Origin of the sequence: Pseudomonas sp. Irchel s3a10 (genome assembly GCF_900187525.1) — a bacterium.
In the GTDB taxonomy this organism is placed as follows: Bacteria; Pseudomonadota; Gammaproteobacteria; order Pseudomonadales; family Pseudomonadaceae; genus Aquipseudomonas; species Aquipseudomonas koreensis_G.
Window position 1 is genome coordinate 423,513 of the sequence record NZ_FYDR01000006.1, and the last position, 17,651, is coordinate 441,163.

General features: G+C 60.6%; 20 protein-coding genes. 7 read left to right on the forward strand and 13 right to left on the reverse strand.

Annotated features, from left to right (window positions below):
- Positions 1-1,016: 1,016 nt before the first annotated feature.
- The 4 genes from infA to trxB form a co-directional block, all read right to left on the reverse strand.
- Entirely contained in the window at positions 1,017-1,235 is a 219-nt protein-coding gene (infA, locus tag CKW11_RS19905; RefSeq protein ID WP_002553999.1) for a translation initiation factor IF-1, read from the reverse strand.
- 112 nt (positions 1,236-1,347) lie between these two features.
- Positions 1,348-2,055, reverse strand: a complete 708-nt coding sequence (locus tag CKW11_RS19910; RefSeq protein WP_095138940.1) for an arginyltransferase — start codon at positions 2,053-2,055, stop codon at positions 1,348-1,350.
- A 57-nt stretch (positions 2,056-2,112) separates the two neighbouring features.
- Positions 2,113-2,793, reverse strand: coding sequence for a leucyl/phenylalanyl-tRNA--protein transferase (aat, locus tag CKW11_RS19915; RefSeq protein WP_095138941.1), 681 nt, complete (start codon positions 2,791-2,793; stop codon positions 2,113-2,115).
- Between the two features lie 62 nt (positions 2,794-2,855).
- The gene (trxB, locus tag CKW11_RS19920; protein ID WP_095138943.1) at positions 2,856-3,815 is read right to left on the reverse strand and encodes a thioredoxin-disulfide reductase; all 960 of its coding nucleotides are present in this window, start codon (positions 3,813-3,815) and stop codon (positions 2,856-2,858) included.
- A gap of 309 nt (positions 3,816-4,124) precedes the next feature.
- On the opposite strand from trxB, the gene CKW11_RS19925 reads away from it, so the two are divergent.
- The 6 genes from CKW11_RS19925 to cysG all read left to right on the forward strand — a co-directional run bounded on the left by CKW11_RS19925 (position 4,125) and on the right by cysG (position 11,807).
- On the forward strand, positions 4,125-6,533 hold the full coding sequence (locus tag CKW11_RS19925; RefSeq protein ID WP_095138945.1) for a DNA translocase FtsK: 2,409 nt from the start codon (positions 4,125-4,127) through the stop codon (positions 6,531-6,533).
- Positions 6,534-6,598: 65 nt separating this feature from the next.
- Complete coding sequence (gene lolA, locus CKW11_RS19930) at positions 6,599-7,219, forward strand: outer membrane lipoprotein chaperone LolA (protein WP_095138946.1); 621 nt, start codon at positions 6,599-6,601, stop codon at positions 7,217-7,219.
- Between the two features lie 200 nt (positions 7,220-7,419).
- A complete protein-coding gene (locus tag CKW11_RS19935) occupies positions 7,420-8,742 on the forward strand; it encodes a replication-associated recombination protein A (protein ID WP_095138948.1) in 1,323 nt (440 codons plus the stop codon).
- The gene (gene crcB, locus CKW11_RS19940; protein ID WP_027614675.1) at positions 8,742-9,116 is read left to right on the forward strand and encodes a fluoride efflux transporter CrcB; all 375 of its coding nucleotides are present in this window, start codon (positions 8,742-8,744) and stop codon (positions 9,114-9,116) included. Before CKW11_RS19935 ends, crcB begins: the two co-directional genes overlap by 1 nt.
- A gap of 15 nt (positions 9,117-9,131) precedes the next feature.
- Positions 9,132-10,412: a serine--tRNA ligase gene (gene serS / locus CKW11_RS19945; protein WP_003223852.1), complete on the forward strand. Its 1,281-nt coding sequence runs from the start codon at positions 9,132-9,134 to the stop codon at positions 10,410-10,412.
- Positions 10,413-11,807: a siroheme synthase CysG gene (gene cysG, locus CKW11_RS19950; protein ID WP_095138950.1), complete on the forward strand. Its 1,395-nt coding sequence runs from the start codon at positions 10,413-10,415 to the stop codon at positions 11,805-11,807.
- A 116-nt stretch (positions 11,808-11,923) separates the two neighbouring features.
- On the opposite strand, the gene CKW11_RS19955 is transcribed toward cysG, so the two are convergent.
- From CKW11_RS19955 to CKW11_RS19990, 8 genes are all read right to left on the reverse strand, one after another.
- Positions 11,924-12,925 carry a glutathione S-transferase family protein gene (locus CKW11_RS19955; RefSeq protein ID WP_095138952.1) on the reverse strand — a complete coding sequence of 334 codons (1,002 nt, stop codon included), beginning with the start codon at positions 12,923-12,925 and terminating at the stop codon, positions 11,924-11,926.
- A 91-nt stretch (positions 12,926-13,016) separates the two neighbouring features.
- Positions 13,017-14,018 (reverse strand): glycosyl transferase family protein, encoded by a 1,002-nt coding sequence (locus tag CKW11_RS19960; RefSeq protein WP_095138954.1) that lies wholly within the window; start codon positions 14,016-14,018, stop codon positions 13,017-13,019.
- Positions 14,015-14,350 carry a TusE/DsrC/DsvC family sulfur relay protein gene (locus CKW11_RS19965; RefSeq protein WP_003223861.1) on the reverse strand — a complete coding sequence of 112 codons (336 nt, stop codon included), beginning with the start codon at positions 14,348-14,350 and terminating at the stop codon, positions 14,015-14,017. The genes CKW11_RS19960 and CKW11_RS19965 overlap by 4 nt, the downstream gene beginning before the upstream one ends.
- Entirely contained in the window at positions 14,347-14,640 is a 294-nt protein-coding gene (tusB, locus tag CKW11_RS19970; protein WP_095138956.1) for a sulfurtransferase complex subunit TusB, read from the reverse strand. The genes CKW11_RS19965 and tusB overlap by 4 nt, the downstream gene beginning before the upstream one ends.
- Positions 14,640-14,996, reverse strand: coding sequence for a sulfurtransferase complex subunit TusC (tusC, locus tag CKW11_RS19975; RefSeq protein WP_095138958.1), 357 nt, complete (start codon positions 14,994-14,996; stop codon positions 14,640-14,642). The genes tusB and tusC overlap by 1 nt, the downstream gene beginning before the upstream one ends.
- A gap of 1 nt (position 14,997) precedes the next feature.
- Positions 14,998-15,390, reverse strand: coding sequence for a sulfurtransferase complex subunit TusD (tusD, locus tag CKW11_RS19980; protein ID WP_095139052.1), 393 nt, complete (start codon positions 15,388-15,390; stop codon positions 14,998-15,000).
- Positions 15,391-15,569: 179 nt separating this feature from the next.
- Positions 15,570-16,274, reverse strand: a complete 705-nt coding sequence (locus CKW11_RS19985; protein WP_095138960.1) for a YoaK family protein — start codon at positions 16,272-16,274, stop codon at positions 15,570-15,572.
- Positions 16,275-16,299: 25 nt separating this feature from the next.
- Entirely contained in the window at positions 16,300-16,629 is a 330-nt protein-coding gene (locus tag CKW11_RS19990) for a DUF6388 family protein (RefSeq protein WP_027614684.1), read from the reverse strand.
- Between the two features lie 134 nt (positions 16,630-16,763).
- On the opposite strand from CKW11_RS19990, the gene CKW11_RS20000 reads away from it, so the two are divergent.
- Positions 16,764-17,114: a hypothetical protein gene (locus tag CKW11_RS20000; protein ID WP_095138962.1), complete on the forward strand. Its 351-nt coding sequence runs from the start codon at positions 16,764-16,766 to the stop codon at positions 17,112-17,114.
- Positions 17,115-17,224: 110 nt separating this feature from the next.
- Here the strand turns inward: CKW11_RS20000 and CKW11_RS20005 are convergent, their stop codons facing one another.
- Positions 17,225-17,650, reverse strand: coding sequence for a GNAT family N-acetyltransferase (locus CKW11_RS20005; protein ID WP_095138963.1), 426 nt, complete (start codon positions 17,648-17,650; stop codon positions 17,225-17,227).
- Position 17,651 lies beyond the last annotated feature (1 nt).

Below are 17,651 nucleotides of genomic sequence, written 5' to 3' on the forward strand. Positions count from 1 at the left end.
TGTGGGAGCGGGCTTGCTCGCGAAGGCGGCCTGACAGCCAACCAATTTCTAGCTGATTACACCCAATCCCACTGTGGGAGCTGGCTTGCCAGCGATGGCGGCCTGATAGCCGACCAATTTCCAACTGAACACACTCATTCCAACTGTGGGAGCGGGCTTGCTCGCGAAGGCGGCCTGACAGCCAACCAATTTCTAGCTGATTACACCCAATCCCACTGTGGGAGCTGGCTTGCCAGCGATGGCGGCCTGATAGCCGACCAATTTCCAACTGAACACACTCATTCCAACTGTGGGAGCGGGCTTGCTCGCGAAGGCGGCCTGCCAGCCAACCAATCTCTAGCTGATTACACCCGATCTCACTGTGAGAGCTGGCTTGCCAGCGATGGCGGCCTGACAGCCGACCAATTTCCAACTGAATACACTCATTCCAACTGTGGGAGCGGGCTTGCTCGCGAAGGCGGCCTGCCAGCCAACCAATTTCTAGCTGATTACACCCGATCTCACTGTGGGAGCTGGCTTGCCAGCGATGGCGGCCTGACAGCCAACCAATCTCTAACTGAAAACACCCCATACCATGTAGGAGTTGCCGAAGGCTGTGATCTTTTGATCTGTGCTTTGGCTTTGGCTTTGGCTTTGGCTTTGGCTCTTGATCTGGCTTTTGATTTTTTGCCCCTTCGGCAGGCCGAGCGAAGGTGTTCATCCGGGGGGTAGGCGCGTAGCGCCCTGCGGCGAAGCCGCATACATCGAGAGGAGGTGCAGCGAAGCAAACCGGAGGCGATGCCCCCGGATGGACACCGTAGCGAGGGAACACTGAGCCTCAGCGAAGTGCCGTACGCCGGGGCAAAGCCTTTTGGGTTACCTTTTTGGCGTTTGGAAAAGGTGACTCGCTGTAAGAGCGAAACCATAGGAGGCCGTTACCGCAGCAACGGATATACACCCAAACCAAAACCAAAACCAAAACCCAAATCCCAGATACAAAAACGCCCGGCAAAGCCGGGCGTCTTGTATTGACTTGATTAACGAGCGCGGTAAGTAATGCGCCCTTTGCTCAAGTCATAGGGCGTCAGCTCGACGCGCACTTTGTCACCGGTAAGAATACGAATGTAGTTCTTGCGCATCTTGCCGGAAATATGCGCGGTTACGACGTGCCCATTTTCCAACTCCACACGAAACATGGTGTTGGGCAGGGTGTCGACGACAGTGCCTTCCATTTCGAAGCTGTCTTCTTTCGACATGCAGTAAAGCCCTCGGTATCCAATGAATGGCCCGGTGCAACTGCGCCAGGCAAAAGCGGCGTGCATTGTGCCCGAAAAAGGGGGTTTAAGCCAAGGGGTTTACGGCTTGCGATCAGTTAAGGATCACCCAGCGCTGATTAATCAGCAATTCGATGGGGCGATATTGGGTCTTGTAGCTCATCTTTTTGCAGTTCTTGATCCAGTAACCGAGATACACCGCTTCCAGCCCCAGGCGCTGGCTTTCGGTGATTTGCCACAGGATTGCGAAACGGCCCAGGCTACGGCGCTCCTCGTCAGGTTCGTAAAAGGTGTAGACCGCCGACAGGCCGTTGGGCAGCAGATCGGTTACCGCGACGGCGAGTAACCGTCCGTCGAGACGAAATTCATAGAAGCGCGAAAAAGGCAGGTCGCGCACCAGAAAGGTCGAAAACTGGTCGCGGCTCGGCGGGTACATGTCGCCGTCGGCGTGTCGCTGTTCGATATAGCGCTGGTACAGATCGAAATATTCTTCGCTGAAGTGCGGTTTTACCGGGCGTACCTGCAGATCGGCATTGCGTTTGAAAATACGTTTCTGCTGGCGGTTGGGGCTGAACTGCGCCACCGGGATGCGTGCAGGCACGCACGCATTGCAATTCTGGCAATGGGGCCGATACAGATGATCGCCGCTGCGACGAAAACCCATTTCCGACAGGTCTGCGTAGACATGCACATCCATGGGCTGACTCGGGTCGAGAAACAGCGTCGTCGCCTGCTCCTCGGGCAGATAACTGCAGGAATGAGGCTGAGTGGCATAGAACTTCAAGCGCGCCAACTCGGTCATGATCAACCCTCGGGATAAGCTGGTGAATTAAGTGTAAGCCACGCGCGCAAAAGTCGCTCAGCAAACCCAAGTGGCACGACTGGGTTGATCCAGGTGGCGAGCCAGATAGTCGGCGAATTCCTGGCGGGGGATCGCGCGGGCGCCGAGGCTGTGCAGATGATCAGTCGGCATCTGGCAGTCAATCAGAACGAATCCCGCTTCTTTCAGATGCTGCACCAGCGTGGCAAAGCCGAATTTGGAGGCGTTGTCGGCGCGGCTGAACATCGATTCGCCGAAAAACAGCTGCCCCATCGCCAAGCCATACAGGCCTCCGACCAGTTGGCCCTGATCCCAGACCTCGACCGAATGGGCGAAACCGCGTCGATGCAATTCGAGGTAGGCGTCCTGCATGGCCTCGGTGATCCAGGTGCCGTCGGCATAATCCCTGGGGGCGGCGCAGGCGCGAATGACGGCGTCGAAATCCTGATCGAAGGTCACCTGGTAGCGTTGCTTGCGCAGCAGTTTGCCGAGGCTGCGCGAAACATGCAGTTCGTCGGGAAACAGCACGGTGCGTGGGTCCGGCGACCACCAGAGGATCGGCTGTCCTTCGGAAAACCACGGAAAACAGCCGTGCCGGTATGCTTGCACCAGACGATCGGCGGACAGATCGCCGCCGGCAGCCAGCAATCCATTGGGATCGCGCATGGCCTTATCCAGGGGCGGGAAAGTCAGGGAATTGCGTTGTAACCAAGTCAGCATGGCGTCCAGGCTTGCAGAAGGGGAGGGCGGTGCGGGCGCGAGGCCCGCGCTAAAGTGTGCCGTTAAATGACAGGAATGTCGTCCAGATACTTCTCCGCGTCCAGTGCCGCCATGCAGCCGGCGCCGGCCGAGGTCACGGCCTGGCGGTAGACATGGTCGGCCACATCGCCGGCAGCGAAGATGCCGGGGATCTCGGTGGAGGTGGCGTCACCGTCACTGCCGCCCTTGACCAGCAGATAACCGTCGCGCATTGGCAATTGGCCCTGAAACAGCTCGGTGTTGGGTTTGTGGCCGATGGCGATGAATACGCCGGCCAGTGCCAGTTCGCGGGTCTGCCCGGTATGGTTGTCACGCAGGCGCGCGCCGGTCACTCCGCTGGCATCGCCCAGCACTTCGTCCAGATTCTGGTTCCAGTGCAGGCGAACGTTGCCATTGGCGGCTTTTTCGAACAGTTTGTCCTGAAGGATTTTCTCCGAGCGCAATTTGTCGCGGCGATGGATCAAATGCACCTCTTTGGCGATGTTCGACAGGTACAGCGCCTCCTCGACAGCGGTGTTGCCGCCGCCCACCACGGCGACCACCTGATTGCGATAGAAGAAGCCGTCACAGGTCGCGCAAGCCGAAACCCCTTTGCCGGCGAAGGCTTCTTCCGAAGGCAGGCCCAGATACTGCGCCGAAGCGCCGGTGGCGATGATCAGGGCGTCGCAAGTGTAAGTGCCACTGTCGCCAATGAGCTCGAACGGGCGCTGCTGCAACTTGGCGGTGTGGATGTGGTCGTAAACGATCTCTGTGGCAAAGCGCTCGGCGTGTTTTTGCATGCGCTCCATCAGCACCGGGCCGGTCAGGCCTTCGACGTCGCCAGGCCAGTTGTCGACTTCGACGGTGGTGGTGAGCTGACCACCGGCCTGCAGCCCGGTAATCACCACCGGTTTGAGGTTGGCACGGGCAGCGTACACGGCGGCGCTGTAACCGGCGGGGCCGGAACCGAGAATGATCAGGCGTGAATGCTTCGCTGCGTTCATCAAATACACCTCATAAGCCTTTGTCACAAAAGGCAATGCATGCTCAAATTGAACCGCAGGATTTGTGCGCTTGGCTATGCTCAGCTATGGGGTTTGAAGCATGGCATCAGCCGCACAAACCCGTACAATGCCGGGCTGTTACAGAATATTTGTAGAGCGCTGTGTTTATGGCTGTGTTTATAAAAGCTGCGGCACAGTGTTAAAAGTAGTCTCAGATGCGCCGGTTCACTTTTTTACCTGCCTGGCTTGGGCAGTTTTTTATCGACATTCAATAGATGGACGCGCCCCGGGCGCAGGAAAAGAAGCGTTTTGAAGAAATCCACCGCAGCACCAAAAACAGTCGTTCCGCTCTGGCGCCAGCAATTGCACTACCGGCTCAAGGAAGGTGCATTGATCGCCATCGGAGCCTTGTGCCTGTTCCTGATGATGGCCTTGCTGACCTACGGCAAGGATGATCCGGGCTGGAGCCACAACAGCAAGATTGACGATGTGCAGAATTTCGGCGGCCCCGCCGGTTCTTACAGCGCCGATATCCTGTTCATGGTGCTGGGTTACTTCGCGTACATCTTCCCGCTGCTGCTGGCGGTCAAGGCCTATCAGATCTTCCGTCAACGTCACGAGCCGTGGCAGTGGAGCGGCTGGCTGTTCTCCTGGCGCCTGATCGGTCTGGTGTTTCTGGTGCTGTCGGGCGCTGCGCTGGCGCATATCCATTTTCATGCGGCCACCGGCCTGCCGGCGGGCGCGGGCGGGGCGCTGGGCGAAAGTCTCGGCGATCTGGCGCGCAATGCCCTGAATATTCAGGGCAGCACGCTGTTGTTCATTGCGCTGTTCCTGTTCGGCCTCACGGTGTTCACCGACCTGTCGTGGTTCAAGGTGATGGACGTCACCGGCAAGATCACTCTCGACCTGTTCGAACTGTTTCAGGGCGCGATCAACCGCTGGTGGTCGGCGCGTACCGAGCGCAAGCAACTGGTCGCGCAACTGCGTGAAGTCGATGACCGCGTCCACGATGTGGTCGCCCCGACTGTCACCGACAAGCGTGAGCAGGCCAAGGTCAAGGAGCGCCTGATCGAGCGCGAGCAGGCCCTGAGCAAGCACATGTCCGATCGCGAGAAGCAGGTACCGCCGGTCATCGCCCCGGCTCCGGCCAAGGCGCCCGAGCCAAGCAAGCGCGTGCAGAAAGAGAAGCAGGTGCCGTTGTTCGTCGACAGCGCCGTGGAAGGCACCTTGCCGCCGATCTCGATCCTCGATCCTGCGGAAAAGAAACAACTCAATTACTCGCCGGAATCCCTGGCAGCGGTCGGCCACTTGCTGGAGATCAAGCTCAAGGAATTCGGCGTCGAGGTAACCGTGGACTCGATCCATCCGGGCCCGGTGATTACCCGTTACGAAATCCAGCCTGCAGCCGGCGTCAAGGTCAGCCGCATCGCCAACCTGGCGAAAGACCTTGCACGTTCGCTGGCCGTGACCAGCGTGCGGGTGGTCGAGGTGATTCCGGGCAAGACTACGGTCGGTATCGAGATTCCTAACGAAGACCGGCAGATCGTGCGTTTCTCCGAAGTGCTGTCGACCCCCGAGTACGACAACTTCAAATCGCCGGTCACCCTGGCCCTGGGCCACGACATCGGCGGCAAGCCGGTCATCACCGACCTGGCGAAGATGCCGCACCTGCTGGTCGCCGGTACTACCGGTTCCGGTAAGTCGGTGGGCGTGAACGCGATGATCCTGTCGATCCTGTTCAAGTCCGGCCCGGACGACGCCAAGCTGATCATGATCGACCCGAAAATGCTCGAGCTGTCGATCTACGAAGGCATTCCGCACCTGCTGTGCCCGGTAGTGACCGACATGAAAGACGCCGCCAACGCCCTGCGCTGGAGCGTTGCCGAGATGGAACGTCGCTACAAGCTGATGGCGAAGATGGGCGTGCGTAACCTGTCCGGCTTCAATGCCAAGGTCAAGGAAGCCCAGGACGCCGGCGAGCCGTTGAGCGATCCGCTGTACAAGCGCGAAAGCATTCATGACGAAGCGCCGCTGCTGCAGAAGCTGCCGACCATCGTCGTGGTCGTCGACGAATTCGCCGACATGATGATGATCGTCGGCAAGAAGGTCGAAGAGCTGATTGCGCGTATCGCGCAGAAGGCGCGTGCCGCCGGTATTCATTTGATCCTCGCGACCCAGCGTCCTTCGGTGGACGTGATCACCGGTCTGATCAAGGCAAACATTCCGACCCGTATGGCGTTCCAGGTGTCGAGCAAGATCGACTCGCGGACCATCATCGACCAGGGCGGCGCCGAGCAACTGCTCGGCCATGGTGACATGCTCTACATGCCGCCGGGCACCAGCCTGCCGATCCGTGTGCACGGCGCGTTCGTTTCCGACGATGAAGTACACCGCGTGGTCGAAGCCTGGAAACTGCGTGGCGCACCCGAATACAACGATGACATCCTCAACGGTGTCGAAGAGGCGGGCAGCGGTTTTGAAGGCAGCAGCGGTGGCGGCGACGGTGATGATCCGGAGGCCGACGCGCTGTATGACGAAGCCGTACAGTTCGTCCTGGAAAGCCGCCGGGCGTCGATTTCTGCAGTACAGCGCAAGCTGAAGATCGGTTACAACCGCGCTGCGCGCATGATCGAAGCCATGGAAATGGCCGGGGTCGTCACCTCAATGAACACCAACGGTTCGCGTGAAGTTCTGGCCCCGGGCCCGGTTCGCGACTGATTAAAAGCAAAAGGCGGGACAATGATGTGCCGCCGCTCCCCCAACGAGTATTCAAGAGGACTCCCATGCGTCTTATCCGCATGCTGTTGCCAGTACTGGCGCTGACCACGTTCACGGCCCACGCCGATGACAAGGACGTGGCGCGTCTGACCCAATTGCTGGAAACGTCGAAAACCCTGACCGCGAACTTCTCGCAGCTGACCCTCGACGGCAGCGGCACCCAGTTGCAGGAAACCACCGGTGAGATGACCCTGCAGCGTCCGGGCCTGTTCTACTGGCACACCAATGCCCCGAACGAGCAGACCATGGTCTCCGACGGCAAAAAGGTCACCCTGTGGGACCCGGATCTGGAGCAGGCGACCATCAAGAAGCTCGACGAGCGTCTGACTCAGACCCCGGCGCTGCTGCTGTCCGGTGATGTGTCGAAGATCAGCCAGAGTTTTGATATCACCGCGAAAGAGGCGGGCGGCGTGATCGACTTCACCCTCAAGCCGAAGACCAAGGACACCCTGTTCGACAATCTGCGCCTGTCGTTCCGCAATGGCCTGCTCAATGACATGCAACTGATCGACAGCGTCGGTCAGCGCACCAACATCCTGTTCACCGGGGTCAAGGCCAACGAAGCGGTGCCGGCGTCGAAGTTCAAGTTCGACATCCCGAAGGGTGCTGACGTTATCCAGGAATAAACCCGGATCCCGGGTTGGGCTCTTGTGGCTTGGAGCTTTTGTGGCGAGGGGATTTATCCCCGATGGGCTGCAAAGCAGCCCCAAAAAAGGCGACTGCTGCGTAGTCCATCGGGGATAAATCCCCTCACCACAGGGTCACCAACAGGTGTCCACAGGTATTCCAACCGGTTTCAGACAATCAGAGGTTTCAACGCTACGTGATGGATCTGTTTCGCAGTGCACCGATTGCCCAGCCACTGGCCGCGCGTTTGCGTGCGACCAATCTGGATGAGTACGTCGGTCAGGAGCACGTGCTCGCTCGCGGCAAGCCTCTGCGTGAGGCGCTGGAGCAGGGTGCCCTGCATTCGATGATCTTCTGGGGGCCGCCGGGTGTGGGCAAGACCACCCTGGCGCGATTGCTCGCGGAAGTCTCGGATGCGCACTTCGAAACGGTCTCGGCGGTTCTCGCCGGGGTCAAGGAGATCCGTCAGGCCGTTGAAATCGCCAAGCAGCAGGCCGGTCAGTACGGCAAGCGCACGATCCTGTTCGTCGATGAAGTGCACCGCTTCAACAAATCGCAGCAGGATGCGTTCCTGCCGTACGTCGAAGACGGCACGCTGATTTTCATCGGCGCCACTACCGAAAACCCTTCGTTTGAATTGAACAACGCGCTGTTGTCGCGGGCCCGCGTCTATGTGCTGAAAAGCCTCGACGAGACGGCGCTGCGCAAACTGGTGCGTCGCGCGCTCACCGAAGAGCGCGGGCTGGGCAAGCGCAACCTGACCCTCAGTGACGAAGGCTTCCAGATGCTGTTGTCGGCCGCTGACGGCGATGGTCGGCGCCTGCTCAATCTGCTGGAGAACGCCTCGGATCTGGCCGAAGACAATAGCGAAATGGGCACCGAGTTGCTGCAAAGCCTGCTCGGTGACACCCGGCGACGCTTCGACAAGGGCGGCGAAGCGTTCTACGACCAGATCTCCGCGCTGCACAAATCGGTACGCGGTTCCAACCCCGATGGCGCGCTGTACTGGTTTGCGCGGATGATCGACGGCGGCTGCGATCCGCTGTACCTGGCCCGGCGCGTGGTGCGCATGGCCAGCGAAGACATTGGCAACGCCGACCCGCGCGCCCTGAGCTTGTGCCTGGCGGCGTGGGAGGTGCAGGAGCGCCTCGGCAGCCCGGAAGGCGAATTGGCGGTGGCTCAGGCCATCACCTATCTGGCCTGCGCGCCGAAAAGCAACGCGGTGTACATGGGTTTCAAGACTGCACTGCGCGCCGCTGCCGAATACGGTTCGCTGGAAGTGCCGCTGCACTTGCGCAATGCACCGACCAAGCTGATGAAGCAATTGGGCTATGGCGACGAATACCGCTACGCCCACGACGAACCGGACGCCTATGCCGCCGGCGAAGATTATTTCCCGGAAGAGCTCGAGCCGATTCCGTTCTATCAACCGGTGCCCCGTGGCCTGGAATTGAAGATTGGCGAGAAGCTCAACCACCTTGCCCAACTCGACCGTTTAAGCCCAAGACAGCGGAGAAAATAGTGCTTCCATTGATCGTTGCGGTCTCCGTCGGCGGGATTGCCGGCACCCTGTTGCGCTTCGCCACCGGCAATTGGGTCAACGCCAATTGGCCGCGGCACTTCTATACCGCGACGCTGGCCGTTAATATCGTGGGCTGTTTGCTGATTGGCGTGTTGTACGGCCTGTTTTTGATACGCCCGGAGGTGCCGATCGAGGTGCGTGCCGGGTTGATGGTCGGCTTCCTCGGGGGGCTGACGACATTTTCATCCTTTTCACTGGATACGGTGCGCCTGCTGGAAAGCGGGCAAGTGCCGCTGGCCCTGGGCTATGCGGCGATCAGCGTATTCGGCGGGCTGCTCGCGACGTGGGCCGGCCTGTCCCTGACCAAACTTTGATAACGAGAAACCGACATGCTCGATTCCAAACTGTTACGTAGCAACCTTCAGGACGTAGCGGACCGCCTGGCTTCCCGTGGCTTTGCTCTGGATACCGCGCGCATCGAAGCGCTGGAAGAACAGCGCAAGACCGTCCAGACCCGCACCGAAGCACTGCAGGCTGAGCGTAACGCGCGTTCCAAATCCATCGGTCAGGCCAAGCAGCGCGGCGAAGACATCGCGCCGCTGATGGCGGACGTCGAGCGCATGGCGGGCGAGCTGAGTGCCGGTAAAGTCGAGCTGGACGCGATCCAGACCGAACTGGATTCGATCCTGCTGGGTATCCCCAACCTGCCGCACGAATCGGTACCGGTCGGCAAAGACGAAGACGACAACGTTGAAGTGCGCCGCTGGGGCACGCCGACGCAGTTCGATTTCGAGGTCAAGGACCACGTCGCCCTCGGCGAGAAGTTCGGCTGGCTGGATTTCGAAACCGCCGCCAAGCTGTCCGGCGCACGTTTCGCCCTGCTGCGCGGCCCGATCGCCCGTCTGCACCGCGCCCTGGCGCAGTTCATGATCAACCTGCACGTCAACGAGCATGGCTACGAAGAGGCCTACACGCCTTATCTGGTTCAGGCCCCGGCGCTGCAAGGCACCGGCCAGTTGCCGAAGTTCGAAGAAGACCTGTTCAAGATCGCTCGCGAAGGCGAAGCCGATCTGTACCTGATCCCGACCGCCGAAGTGTCGCTGACCAACATCGTGGCCGGTGAAATCGTTGATTCGAAACTGCTGCCGATCAAGTTCGTCGCCCACACCCCATGCTTCCGCAGCGAAGCCGGTGCATCGGGTCGCGACACTCGCGGCATGATCCGTCAGCACCAGTTCGACAAGGTTGAAATGGTGCAGATCGTCGAGCCGTCGACTTCGATGGAAGCGCTGGAAGGCCTGACCGCCAACGCCGAGAAAGTCCTGCAACTGCTGGGTCTGCCTTACCGCACCCTGGCGCTGTGCACCGGTGACATGGGCTTCAGCGCCGTGAAAACCTACGACCTCGAAGTGTGGATTCCGAGCCAGGACAAGTATCGCGAAATTTCGTCGTGCTCCAACTGCGGCGACTTCCAGGCCCGGCGCATGCAGGCGCGTTTCCGTAACCCGGAAACCGGCAAGCCTGAGCTGGTGCACACCCTGAATGGTTCCGGCCTGGCAGTCGGTCGTACGCTGGTGGCGGTGCTGGAAAACTACCAGCAGGCCGACGGTTCGATCCGTGTGCCGGACGTGCTGAAGCCGTACATGGGTGGCCTTGAGGTCATCGGCTAAATGAAATATCTGCCGCTGTTTCACAACCTGCGCGGCAGTCGTGTGTTGGTCGTCGGTGGGGGGGAGATTGCCTTGCGCAAATCCCGCCTGCTGGCCGATGCCGGTGCGCTGCTGCGGGTGGTCGCACCTGAAATCGAAGCGCAACTGCGCGAACTGGTCACCGCCAGCGGTGGCGAATGTCTGCTGCGTGGTTACGTGGAAGCGGACCTGGACGGTTGCGGTTTGATCATTGCCGCTACCGACGATGAAACGCTCAACGCCCAGGTCTCCAGCGATGCCCATCGGCGTTGCGTGCCGGTCAACGTGGTCGACGCGCCGCAGCTATGCAGCGTGATCTTCCCGGCGATCGTCGACCGTTCGCCACTGATCGTTGCGATCTCCAGTGGCGGCGATGCGCCGGTGCTGGCCCGTTTGATTCGCGCCAAGATCGAAACCTGGATTCCTTCGACCTACGGCCAACTGGCCGGTCTTGCCGCGCGTTTCCGCAATCAGGTGAAAAACCTGTTTCCGGATGTGCAGCAGCGTCGTGGTTTCTGGGAAGACGTGTTTCAGGGCCCGATTGCCGATCGGCAACTGGCCGGGCAGGGCACTGAGGCCGAACGTCTGTTGCAGGCCAAGATCGATGGCGAAGCGACCGTTACCACCGGCGAGGTGTATCTGGTGGGGGCAGGGCCGGGTGATCCGGATCTGCTGACCTTCCGCGCCTTGCGTCTGATGCAGCAAGCCGACGTGGTGCTGTACGACCGTCTGGTGGCGCCGGCGATTCTCGAGTTGTGCCGTCGCGATGCCGAGCGTGTCTACGTCGGCAAGCGTCGCTCAGACCACGCCGTGCCGCAGGATCAGATCAACCAGCAACTGGTGGATCTGGCCAAGGCCGGCAAACGCGTGGTGCGCTTGAAGGGCGGTGACCCGTTCATCTTCGGTCGCGGTGGTGAAGAAATCGAAGAGCTGGCAGCCCACGGGATTCCGTTCCAGGTGGTGCCGGGGATCACGGCGGCCAGCGGTTGCGCGGCGTATGCCGGGATTCCGCTGACCCATCGCGATTACGCGCAGTCGGTGCGCTTCGTCACCGGTCACCTGAAGGATGGTTCCACCGATCTGCCATGGGCCGACCTCGTCGCCCCGGCGCAGACGCTGGTGTTCTACATGGGCCTGGTGGGCTTGCCGGTGATTTGCGAGCAGTTGATCAAACACGGTCGTAGCGCGGACACCCCGGCGGCGTTGATCCAGCAGGGCACCACGGTCAATCAGCGGGTCTTTACTGGCACGCTGGCCGACCTGCCGCGTCTGGTGGCGGAGCATGAAGTGCATGCGCCGACGCTGGTGATCGTGGGGGAAGTGGTGCAGCTGCGCGAGAAACTGGCGTGGTTCGAGGGTGCTCAGGCGCAGGTCTGAAACCTCGTTGCCCTCATTCGCGAGCAAGCCCGCTCCCACATTGGATCTGTGTCATGCACAAATCATCTGTGGGAGCGGGCTTGCTCACGAAGAGACCCTCAAAAACACCGAATCAATTAACCCCGCCGCCAAACCCCTTTCCCACTCAGCCGCTCCCGATCATGGGCGATGGTGAAATCCTGTTTCGGCCCCTTCGGCACAACCCCCGTCGGATTGATGGTCTTGTGGCTACCGTAGTAGTGATTTTTGATGTGCTGAAAATCCACCGTCTCGGCAATCCCCGGCCACTGATACAGCTCACGCAGCCAGTTCGACAGGTTCGGATAATCGGCAATTCGCCGCAAATTACACTTGAAGTGCCCGTGATACACCGCGTCGAAGCGAATCATCGTGGTGAACAAGCGCACGTCTGCCTCAGTCAGGTATTCCCCGGTGAGATAACGGTTGGCGCCTAAAACGCGCTCAAGATGATCGAGCTCGGCATACACTTCATCGAACGCCTCTTCATAAGCCTGTTGCGAGGTGGCGAAGCCGGCACGGTACACGCCATTGTTTACCGCCGGATAAATCCGTTCGTTCAGTGCATCGATCTCGCCGCGTAACGGTGCCGGGTAAAAGTCCAGCTCGTTACTGGTCAGGCCATCGAAGGCGCTGTTGAACATGCGGATGATTTCCGCCGATTCATTGCTGACGATGCGCTTGAGTTTTTTGTCCCACAACACCGGCACCGTGACGCGCCCGGTGTAGTTCGGGGTGTCGGCTGTGTAACGCTGGTGCATGAAATCGAAGTGATCGAGCTTGTCGCCGGTAGAGCCGAGGGCCTTGTCGAAGGTCCAGCCGTTTTCCAGCATCAGCCAGCTGACCACGGACACGTCGATCAGGTTTTCCAGGCCTTTGAGCTTGCGCAGGATCAACGTGCGGTGCGCCCACGGACAGGCGAGCGAAACATACAGGTGATAGCGCCCGGCTTCGGCAGCAAAGCCGCCTTCACCGCTCGGCCCGGGCTGGCCGTCAGTGGTAACCCAATTGCGCCGTTGCGCCTGTTCGCGCTGAAAGGCGCCGTCTTTGCTGCTTTCATACCACTTGTCCTGCCAGTGGCCATCGACGAGTAAACCCATGATCAATACTCCTGATTCCAATAAGCGTTGGAGCCGAGTCTATTCCGATGAGTTCGAACAAAAAGCGCAAAGATCGGGCGCCAATGATCGGTTAAATCGATTTGTTGCGCGCCGCCCAGTACTGCTCGGCAGTCGCGAACGCTTGCTCGCGGCTTTGACCAAGGCCGCGCAGGGCCAAGGCCATGGTCGAAATCAGGGCCATTTGCGGATAGCTGTCGACCACCTCGCCGCGCCACACGGCCTTGAGATGTTCGACGTCCAGCGAGGCCGGTTTGACGTGGCGCTGACTCGACAGCTGCGGCCATTCCTCGTCCCAGCTCTCGCCGCCCTTGGTGCCGTACAGATGGCTGTCGGCATCCGGGTTGATCTCGATTTCGCCGCCGTCGCCCTTGACCACGATTGCGGTGTCGCCGAGCAGACCGCTGGCCTCGCGATGCACCGCTTGATAGCCCGGGTGGAAAATGCTTTGCAGGCCACAACGGGCGCGCAGTGGATTGAGGATGCGTGCCAGCGAGTGAATCGGCGAACGCAGGCCCATGGTGTTGCGCAGGTCGATCATCTTCTGCAACTGCGGCGCCCAGTCGATCAGCGGCATGAACGCCAGACCGCCGTGGTCCAGCGCGCTGCCGACCTGCGCCCAGGTGCGGCACAGCGGGATGTTCAGCTCGCCAAGCAGTTGTTCGGTGTACAGACGCCCGGCGGTGTGCGCGCCGCCGCCGTGCATGAAGATCCGCACGCCGTTTTGCGCCAGGCACTTGGCTGACAGCAGGTACCACGGCAGATGGCGTTTCTTGCCGGCGTAGGTCGGCCAGTCCAGGTCGACATTCAGCGCCGGTGCCTGCAAGCGCTCGCGCAAGGCCTCGGTGAAGCCGGCCATTTCCTCGGCGCTTTCTTCCTTGTGCCGCAGCAGCATCAGAAACGCCCCGAGCTGTGTGTCTTCGACTTTGTCGTCGAGCACCATGCCCATGGCTTCCCGCGCTTCTTCACGGGTCAGGTCGCGGGCGCCGCGTTTACCCTTGCCGAGGATCCGTACGAACTGCGCGAACGGGTGCTCGGCGGGCGTTTCAAGGGTCAGCGCTGGAAAGTCGGTCATAAACAATTCGTCGGTTTGGGCAGGCCCGCCAGTTTCGCGGCGAGTTTGGCAGGGGTGCCTTTGAACAGTCGGTTCAGGTGCAGGCTGTTGCCTTTGTCCGGACCGAGTTTGAGTGCGGTGTACTTGATCAGCGGGCGGGTGGCCGGTGACAGCTGGAATTCTGCGTAAAAGCTGCGCAGCAGTTCGAGGACTTCCCAGTGTTCCGCAGTCAGTTCGATGTCTTCAGCGGCAGCGAGGGCGCTGGCAACGTCATGGGACCAGTCGTCGAGGTCGACCAGAAAGCCGTCCTTGTCCAGTTCGATGGCGCGGGCGCCGACAGTCATCGAGTTCATAGCCAACTGTTGACCTTGTCGTGATGGATCGACAGTTCGACGAACGCCGGGTAATCGATGGCTTCAGCCCAGTCGGGAGCAACGATGGCGCGGGCCAGCAGGTCTTCGGCGAGGGCGAACAGCTTGACCCGGCGCTCGTTCAGCGTGTTGAACGGCGCGGTTCCCGCTTGCAGGGCGTAGACCGCGTCGCCGGATAACAGCAAGGCGTCGGCAGCGCCGATCACGCGCAGGCAACTGTTCAGGCGCTCGTCGCCGAATGGGGAATGAGACAACACATGCAAAGTCGACATCAGAGGGTGATCACCTGGTCGTAACGGTCAATAAGGGCGGTGATTTCGCTAGCGCCGAGCGGCTGCGCTTCGTCCAGCGACAGACTGCTCAGGCCACGATTGCTGGCGCTGTCGGCGCAGTAGAACAGCTCTTCAACGCCGAACATCGGCAGCGCCTGCAGGTTGGCGCTGAGATCTTTCTGTTGCAGAACCTTGGCGTTCTGTCCGGCGGCCAGTTGCAACACGCCATCGTCGAGAAACAGCAGGCCGATCGGCAGATCGAACGCGCCACCGGCGAGGACGATGTCCAGCGCTTCGCGGGCGCCAGGGCCGGACCATGGCGACTGGCGGCTGATGATCAACAGGGATTTGGCCATCTCACGCGCCTCCGAAGCAGATCAGTCGATCGGCGTCCTGCACCGCATCGTGCAACTGGCCGAGGCCGGACAATTCCCACGGCGCGCTGACCGCGACGGCATCACGCTGGTAGCGTTTGGCTTCTTCGTCATTCAGTACGCCACGGCGCAAGGCGGCGGCGATGCACACCACGCCGTCCAGTTGCTGCTCGCTGATGAACGCGCGCCACTGTTTGGGCACGTCCAGCTCGTCCTGCGGGGTGACCACCACGTCGGAGGCGTTGTAGACGCCGTCCTGATAAAAAAACAGCCGGACAATCTCATGCCCGCCGGCCAGCGCAGCCTGCGCAAACAGCAGGGCGCGACGCGAGGAGGGCGCATGGGCGGCGGAAAACAGCGCAATGGCGAACTTCATGACGGACTCGATCAGCAAAACTGCGGCCATGATAAAGCTTTATGAAGGCAGCCGCGAAACCAAGTGAAGCACATGCCCTCTGTGGGAGCGGGCTTGCTCGCGAAGGCGTTGGGTCATTCGAAACATCTTTGACTGAAGCACCGTTTTCGCGAGCAAGCCCGCGCACACAGGATCGTCTTTCAACGGGGCATATAGCCCAGTTGCCAACGCCGCGGAATGCTCAGGGACAGCACGCCCAGCACCGCCGCCAGCAAGCCGCTGGCGAACAATGCCCGAAGCCCGAAATGCTGCTCCAGCAGCGCGCCGAGAATCGCGCCGATGAACATCCCGCTCCACGGCACCAGTTGCACCCGCCAGCCATTACGCCGCTCGCCGAGCATCCAGCGCCCCAGTCCACGGCCGAACCGCGACAGCGCTCCGGTCACGTAGGTCAGGCCCACCGGCAGGCCATTCACTTCCTCGACCGCCGCGTTGAGCATGCCCATCGCGATGATCGCCGCCAGCAACGCCGGCAGTTGCGTGTCATACGGCCAGGCCGCCGCCAGGCAGAGCAGGGTGGCGATGCACAGCAACAAGGGCAATGTGCGCCGACCACCGAGGCGCCCGATCACGATGCCCAAGGCATTACCGATCACGAAGGTGACGACGAGGATGATCAGGCGCAAAGTCAGTCCGAGGTCGCCGTCACTGATCGCCACCGCCAGCCGCGTGGTATTACCGCTCATGAACGAAACGAAATCGCCGCTGGCCATGAAGCCGATCGCGTCGGTCATGCCCGCCAGCACTGACAGGCTGGCCACCAGCGCCAGACCGATGCGGCCACGCCATTTCTGCCGGTGCAGATGCCCGGAAGTGGCGCGGTGAGTCGAAGTGGAGGGCAGCATCGGCGACGATATCCTTCAGCGGCGGTTACGGTTCCAGCCCATACAATTCGCAGTAATCTTCCCAGCGCATGTGGGCCATTTCCGCTACCTCGCGATGCACCTCCATGCGCTGGGCCTGATAGTCCTCGGGCGTTGCGGCCGTCAGGAGCAAGGTCAGTTCCCAGGCGAACAGGCCTTGATTCTCCGCCTCGGCCTCGAAGGCTTCGTGCAGGCGTTCTTCACGATACTGCGCAGCGGTTTCACCCTTGGCCTGGGCCAGCAGCGGATTGAGATGATCGAGGGTTTCGCGCAATTCGGGGCGCGCGTCGAGAAACAGTTTCAGGGCTTGTTCATGTCGCTGGTCGGTGGGCGCCATGTATGTTCCTTGTGAGGCTGATGACCCTAGGGTGCCGGAGCAGTCGCTGCATGTCGCGCTATAAATGCAGTAAAGCAGAACGATTTTGCCTGTTGCGATGATACAGTCCGCTTTTTTCTGAATGAGCGAATGCAATGCGAATTCTGATGGTAGCGCTGGCCGCGAGCGTGCTGGCCGGTTGCGCGGGTTCGGTGATGGACCATTCTCGCACCAAAGCCCCGTACAAGGTCCTGACCTCGGACAAGCCGGAGAAAGTTGTCGCTCAGTGCGTACAGTTCGGCTGGCAGGACGAAGCAGTGTTTGGCGTGGACGCCGGAGCGTATCTGCAACCGGGCAAGAAGGGTGGCTCGACGGTGTACACCCGTTCCGCAGAGTCGTTTGTCGACGTGACCAGCGATGCTTCGGGAACCGTGCTCAACTACTACGCGCAGAAGGATGATTTTGTTGCCAAGCGCCGGCTGGCGGCGTTGGCGACCTGCCTCTGATCATGCGTTGAAGCGGCTGCCGCCATCGCCAGCAGGCTGGCTCCCACACTGGATTTGTGTTTGCCACCGATCCTGTAGGAGTGAGCCTGCTCGCGATAGGGCCAGTGAATTCAACCGATCAGACGCTTCTGGAAATAATGCCGGCTATGCCCCGGCGGGTAATCAACGATCTCGCCAAACTGGCTGAATCCCAGCTTCTCGTAGAACGCCGGCGCCTGAAAATCGAAGGTGTCCAGCCAGATGCCGAGGCAGTTCTTCTCCTTGGCCAGATTTTCCGCCATGGCCATCAGTTTCGAGCCGATGAGTTGCCCGCGACCGTGCTCCGGGACGCACAGCAACTCGATGTACATCCACTGGAAGATCACCCGGCCGTACAAACCGCCGAGAATCGCGTCGTGCTCATCGCGCACCAGCAGGGCGAAAGGTTCAGAGGTGGAGCCGCCGGTCCGGGCGTCGTTATACGCAATCAAAGGCTCGAGAATGGCCTTGCGTTGTTCTTCCGTGGGGTTCTGCGACAGCTCGATTCGCAAAGTCATG

What these genes read in the sequence shown, in the direction of transcription:
- CKW11_RS20005 (WP_095138963.1), bottom strand. Translation starts at nt 17,650, where the DNA reads ATGACTTTGCGAATCGAGCTGTCGCAGAACCCCACGGAAGAACAACGC.
- aat (WP_095138941.1), bottom strand. Translation starts at nt 2,793, where the DNA reads ATGCTGACTTGGTTACAACGCAATTCCCTGACTTTCCCGCCCCTGGAT.
- CKW11_RS20000 (WP_095138962.1), top strand. Translation starts at nt 16,764, where the DNA reads ATGCGAATTCTGATGGTAGCGCTGGCCGCGAGCGTGCTGGCCGGTTGC.
- CKW11_RS19960 (WP_095138954.1), bottom strand. Translation starts at nt 14,018, where the DNA reads ATGACCGACTTTCCAGCGCTGACCCTTGAAACGCCCGCCGAGCACCCG.
- tusB (WP_095138956.1), bottom strand. Translation starts at nt 14,640, where the DNA reads ATGTCGACTTTGCATGTGTTGTCTCATTCCCCATTCGGCGACGAGCGC.
- lolA (WP_095138946.1), top strand. Translation starts at nt 6,599, where the DNA reads ATGCGTCTTATCCGCATGCTGTTGCCAGTACTGGCGCTGACCACGTTC.
- tusC (WP_095138958.1), bottom strand. Translation starts at nt 14,996, where the DNA reads ATGGCCAAATCCCTGTTGATCATCAGCCGCCAGTCGCCATGGTCCGGC.
- CKW11_RS19990 (WP_027614684.1), bottom strand. Translation starts at nt 16,629, where the DNA reads ATGGCGCCCACCGACCAGCGACATGAACAAGCCCTGAAACTGTTTCTC.
- serS (WP_003223852.1), top strand. Translation starts at nt 9,132, where the DNA reads ATGCTCGATTCCAAACTGTTACGTAGCAACCTTCAGGACGTAGCGGAC.
- CKW11_RS19955 (WP_095138952.1), bottom strand. Translation starts at nt 12,925, where the DNA reads ATGGGTTTACTCGTCGATGGCCACTGGCAGGACAAGTGGTATGAAAGC.
- cysG (WP_095138950.1), top strand. Translation starts at nt 10,413, where the DNA reads ATGAAATATCTGCCGCTGTTTCACAACCTGCGCGGCAGTCGTGTGTTG.
- CKW11_RS19910 (WP_095138940.1), bottom strand. Translation starts at nt 2,055, where the DNA reads ATGACCGAGTTGGCGCGCTTGAAGTTCTATGCCACTCAGCCTCATTCC.
- CKW11_RS19935 (WP_095138948.1), top strand. Translation starts at nt 7,420, where the DNA reads ATGGATCTGTTTCGCAGTGCACCGATTGCCCAGCCACTGGCCGCGCGT.
- tusD (WP_095139052.1), bottom strand. Translation starts at nt 15,390, where the DNA reads ATGAAGTTCGCCATTGCGCTGTTTTCCGCCGCCCATGCGCCCTCCTCG.
- infA (WP_002553999.1), bottom strand. Translation starts at nt 1,235, where the DNA reads ATGTCGAAAGAAGACAGCTTCGAAATGGAAGGCACTGTCGTCGACACC.
- CKW11_RS19985 (WP_095138960.1), bottom strand. Translation starts at nt 16,274, where the DNA reads ATGCTGCCCTCCACTTCGACTCACCGCGCCACTTCCGGGCATCTGCAC.
- CKW11_RS19965 (WP_003223861.1), bottom strand. Translation starts at nt 14,350, where the DNA reads ATGAACTCGATGACTGTCGGCGCCCGCGCCATCGAACTGGACAAGGAC.
- trxB (WP_095138943.1), bottom strand. Translation starts at nt 3,815, where the DNA reads ATGAACGCAGCGAAGCATTCACGCCTGATCATTCTCGGTTCCGGCCCC.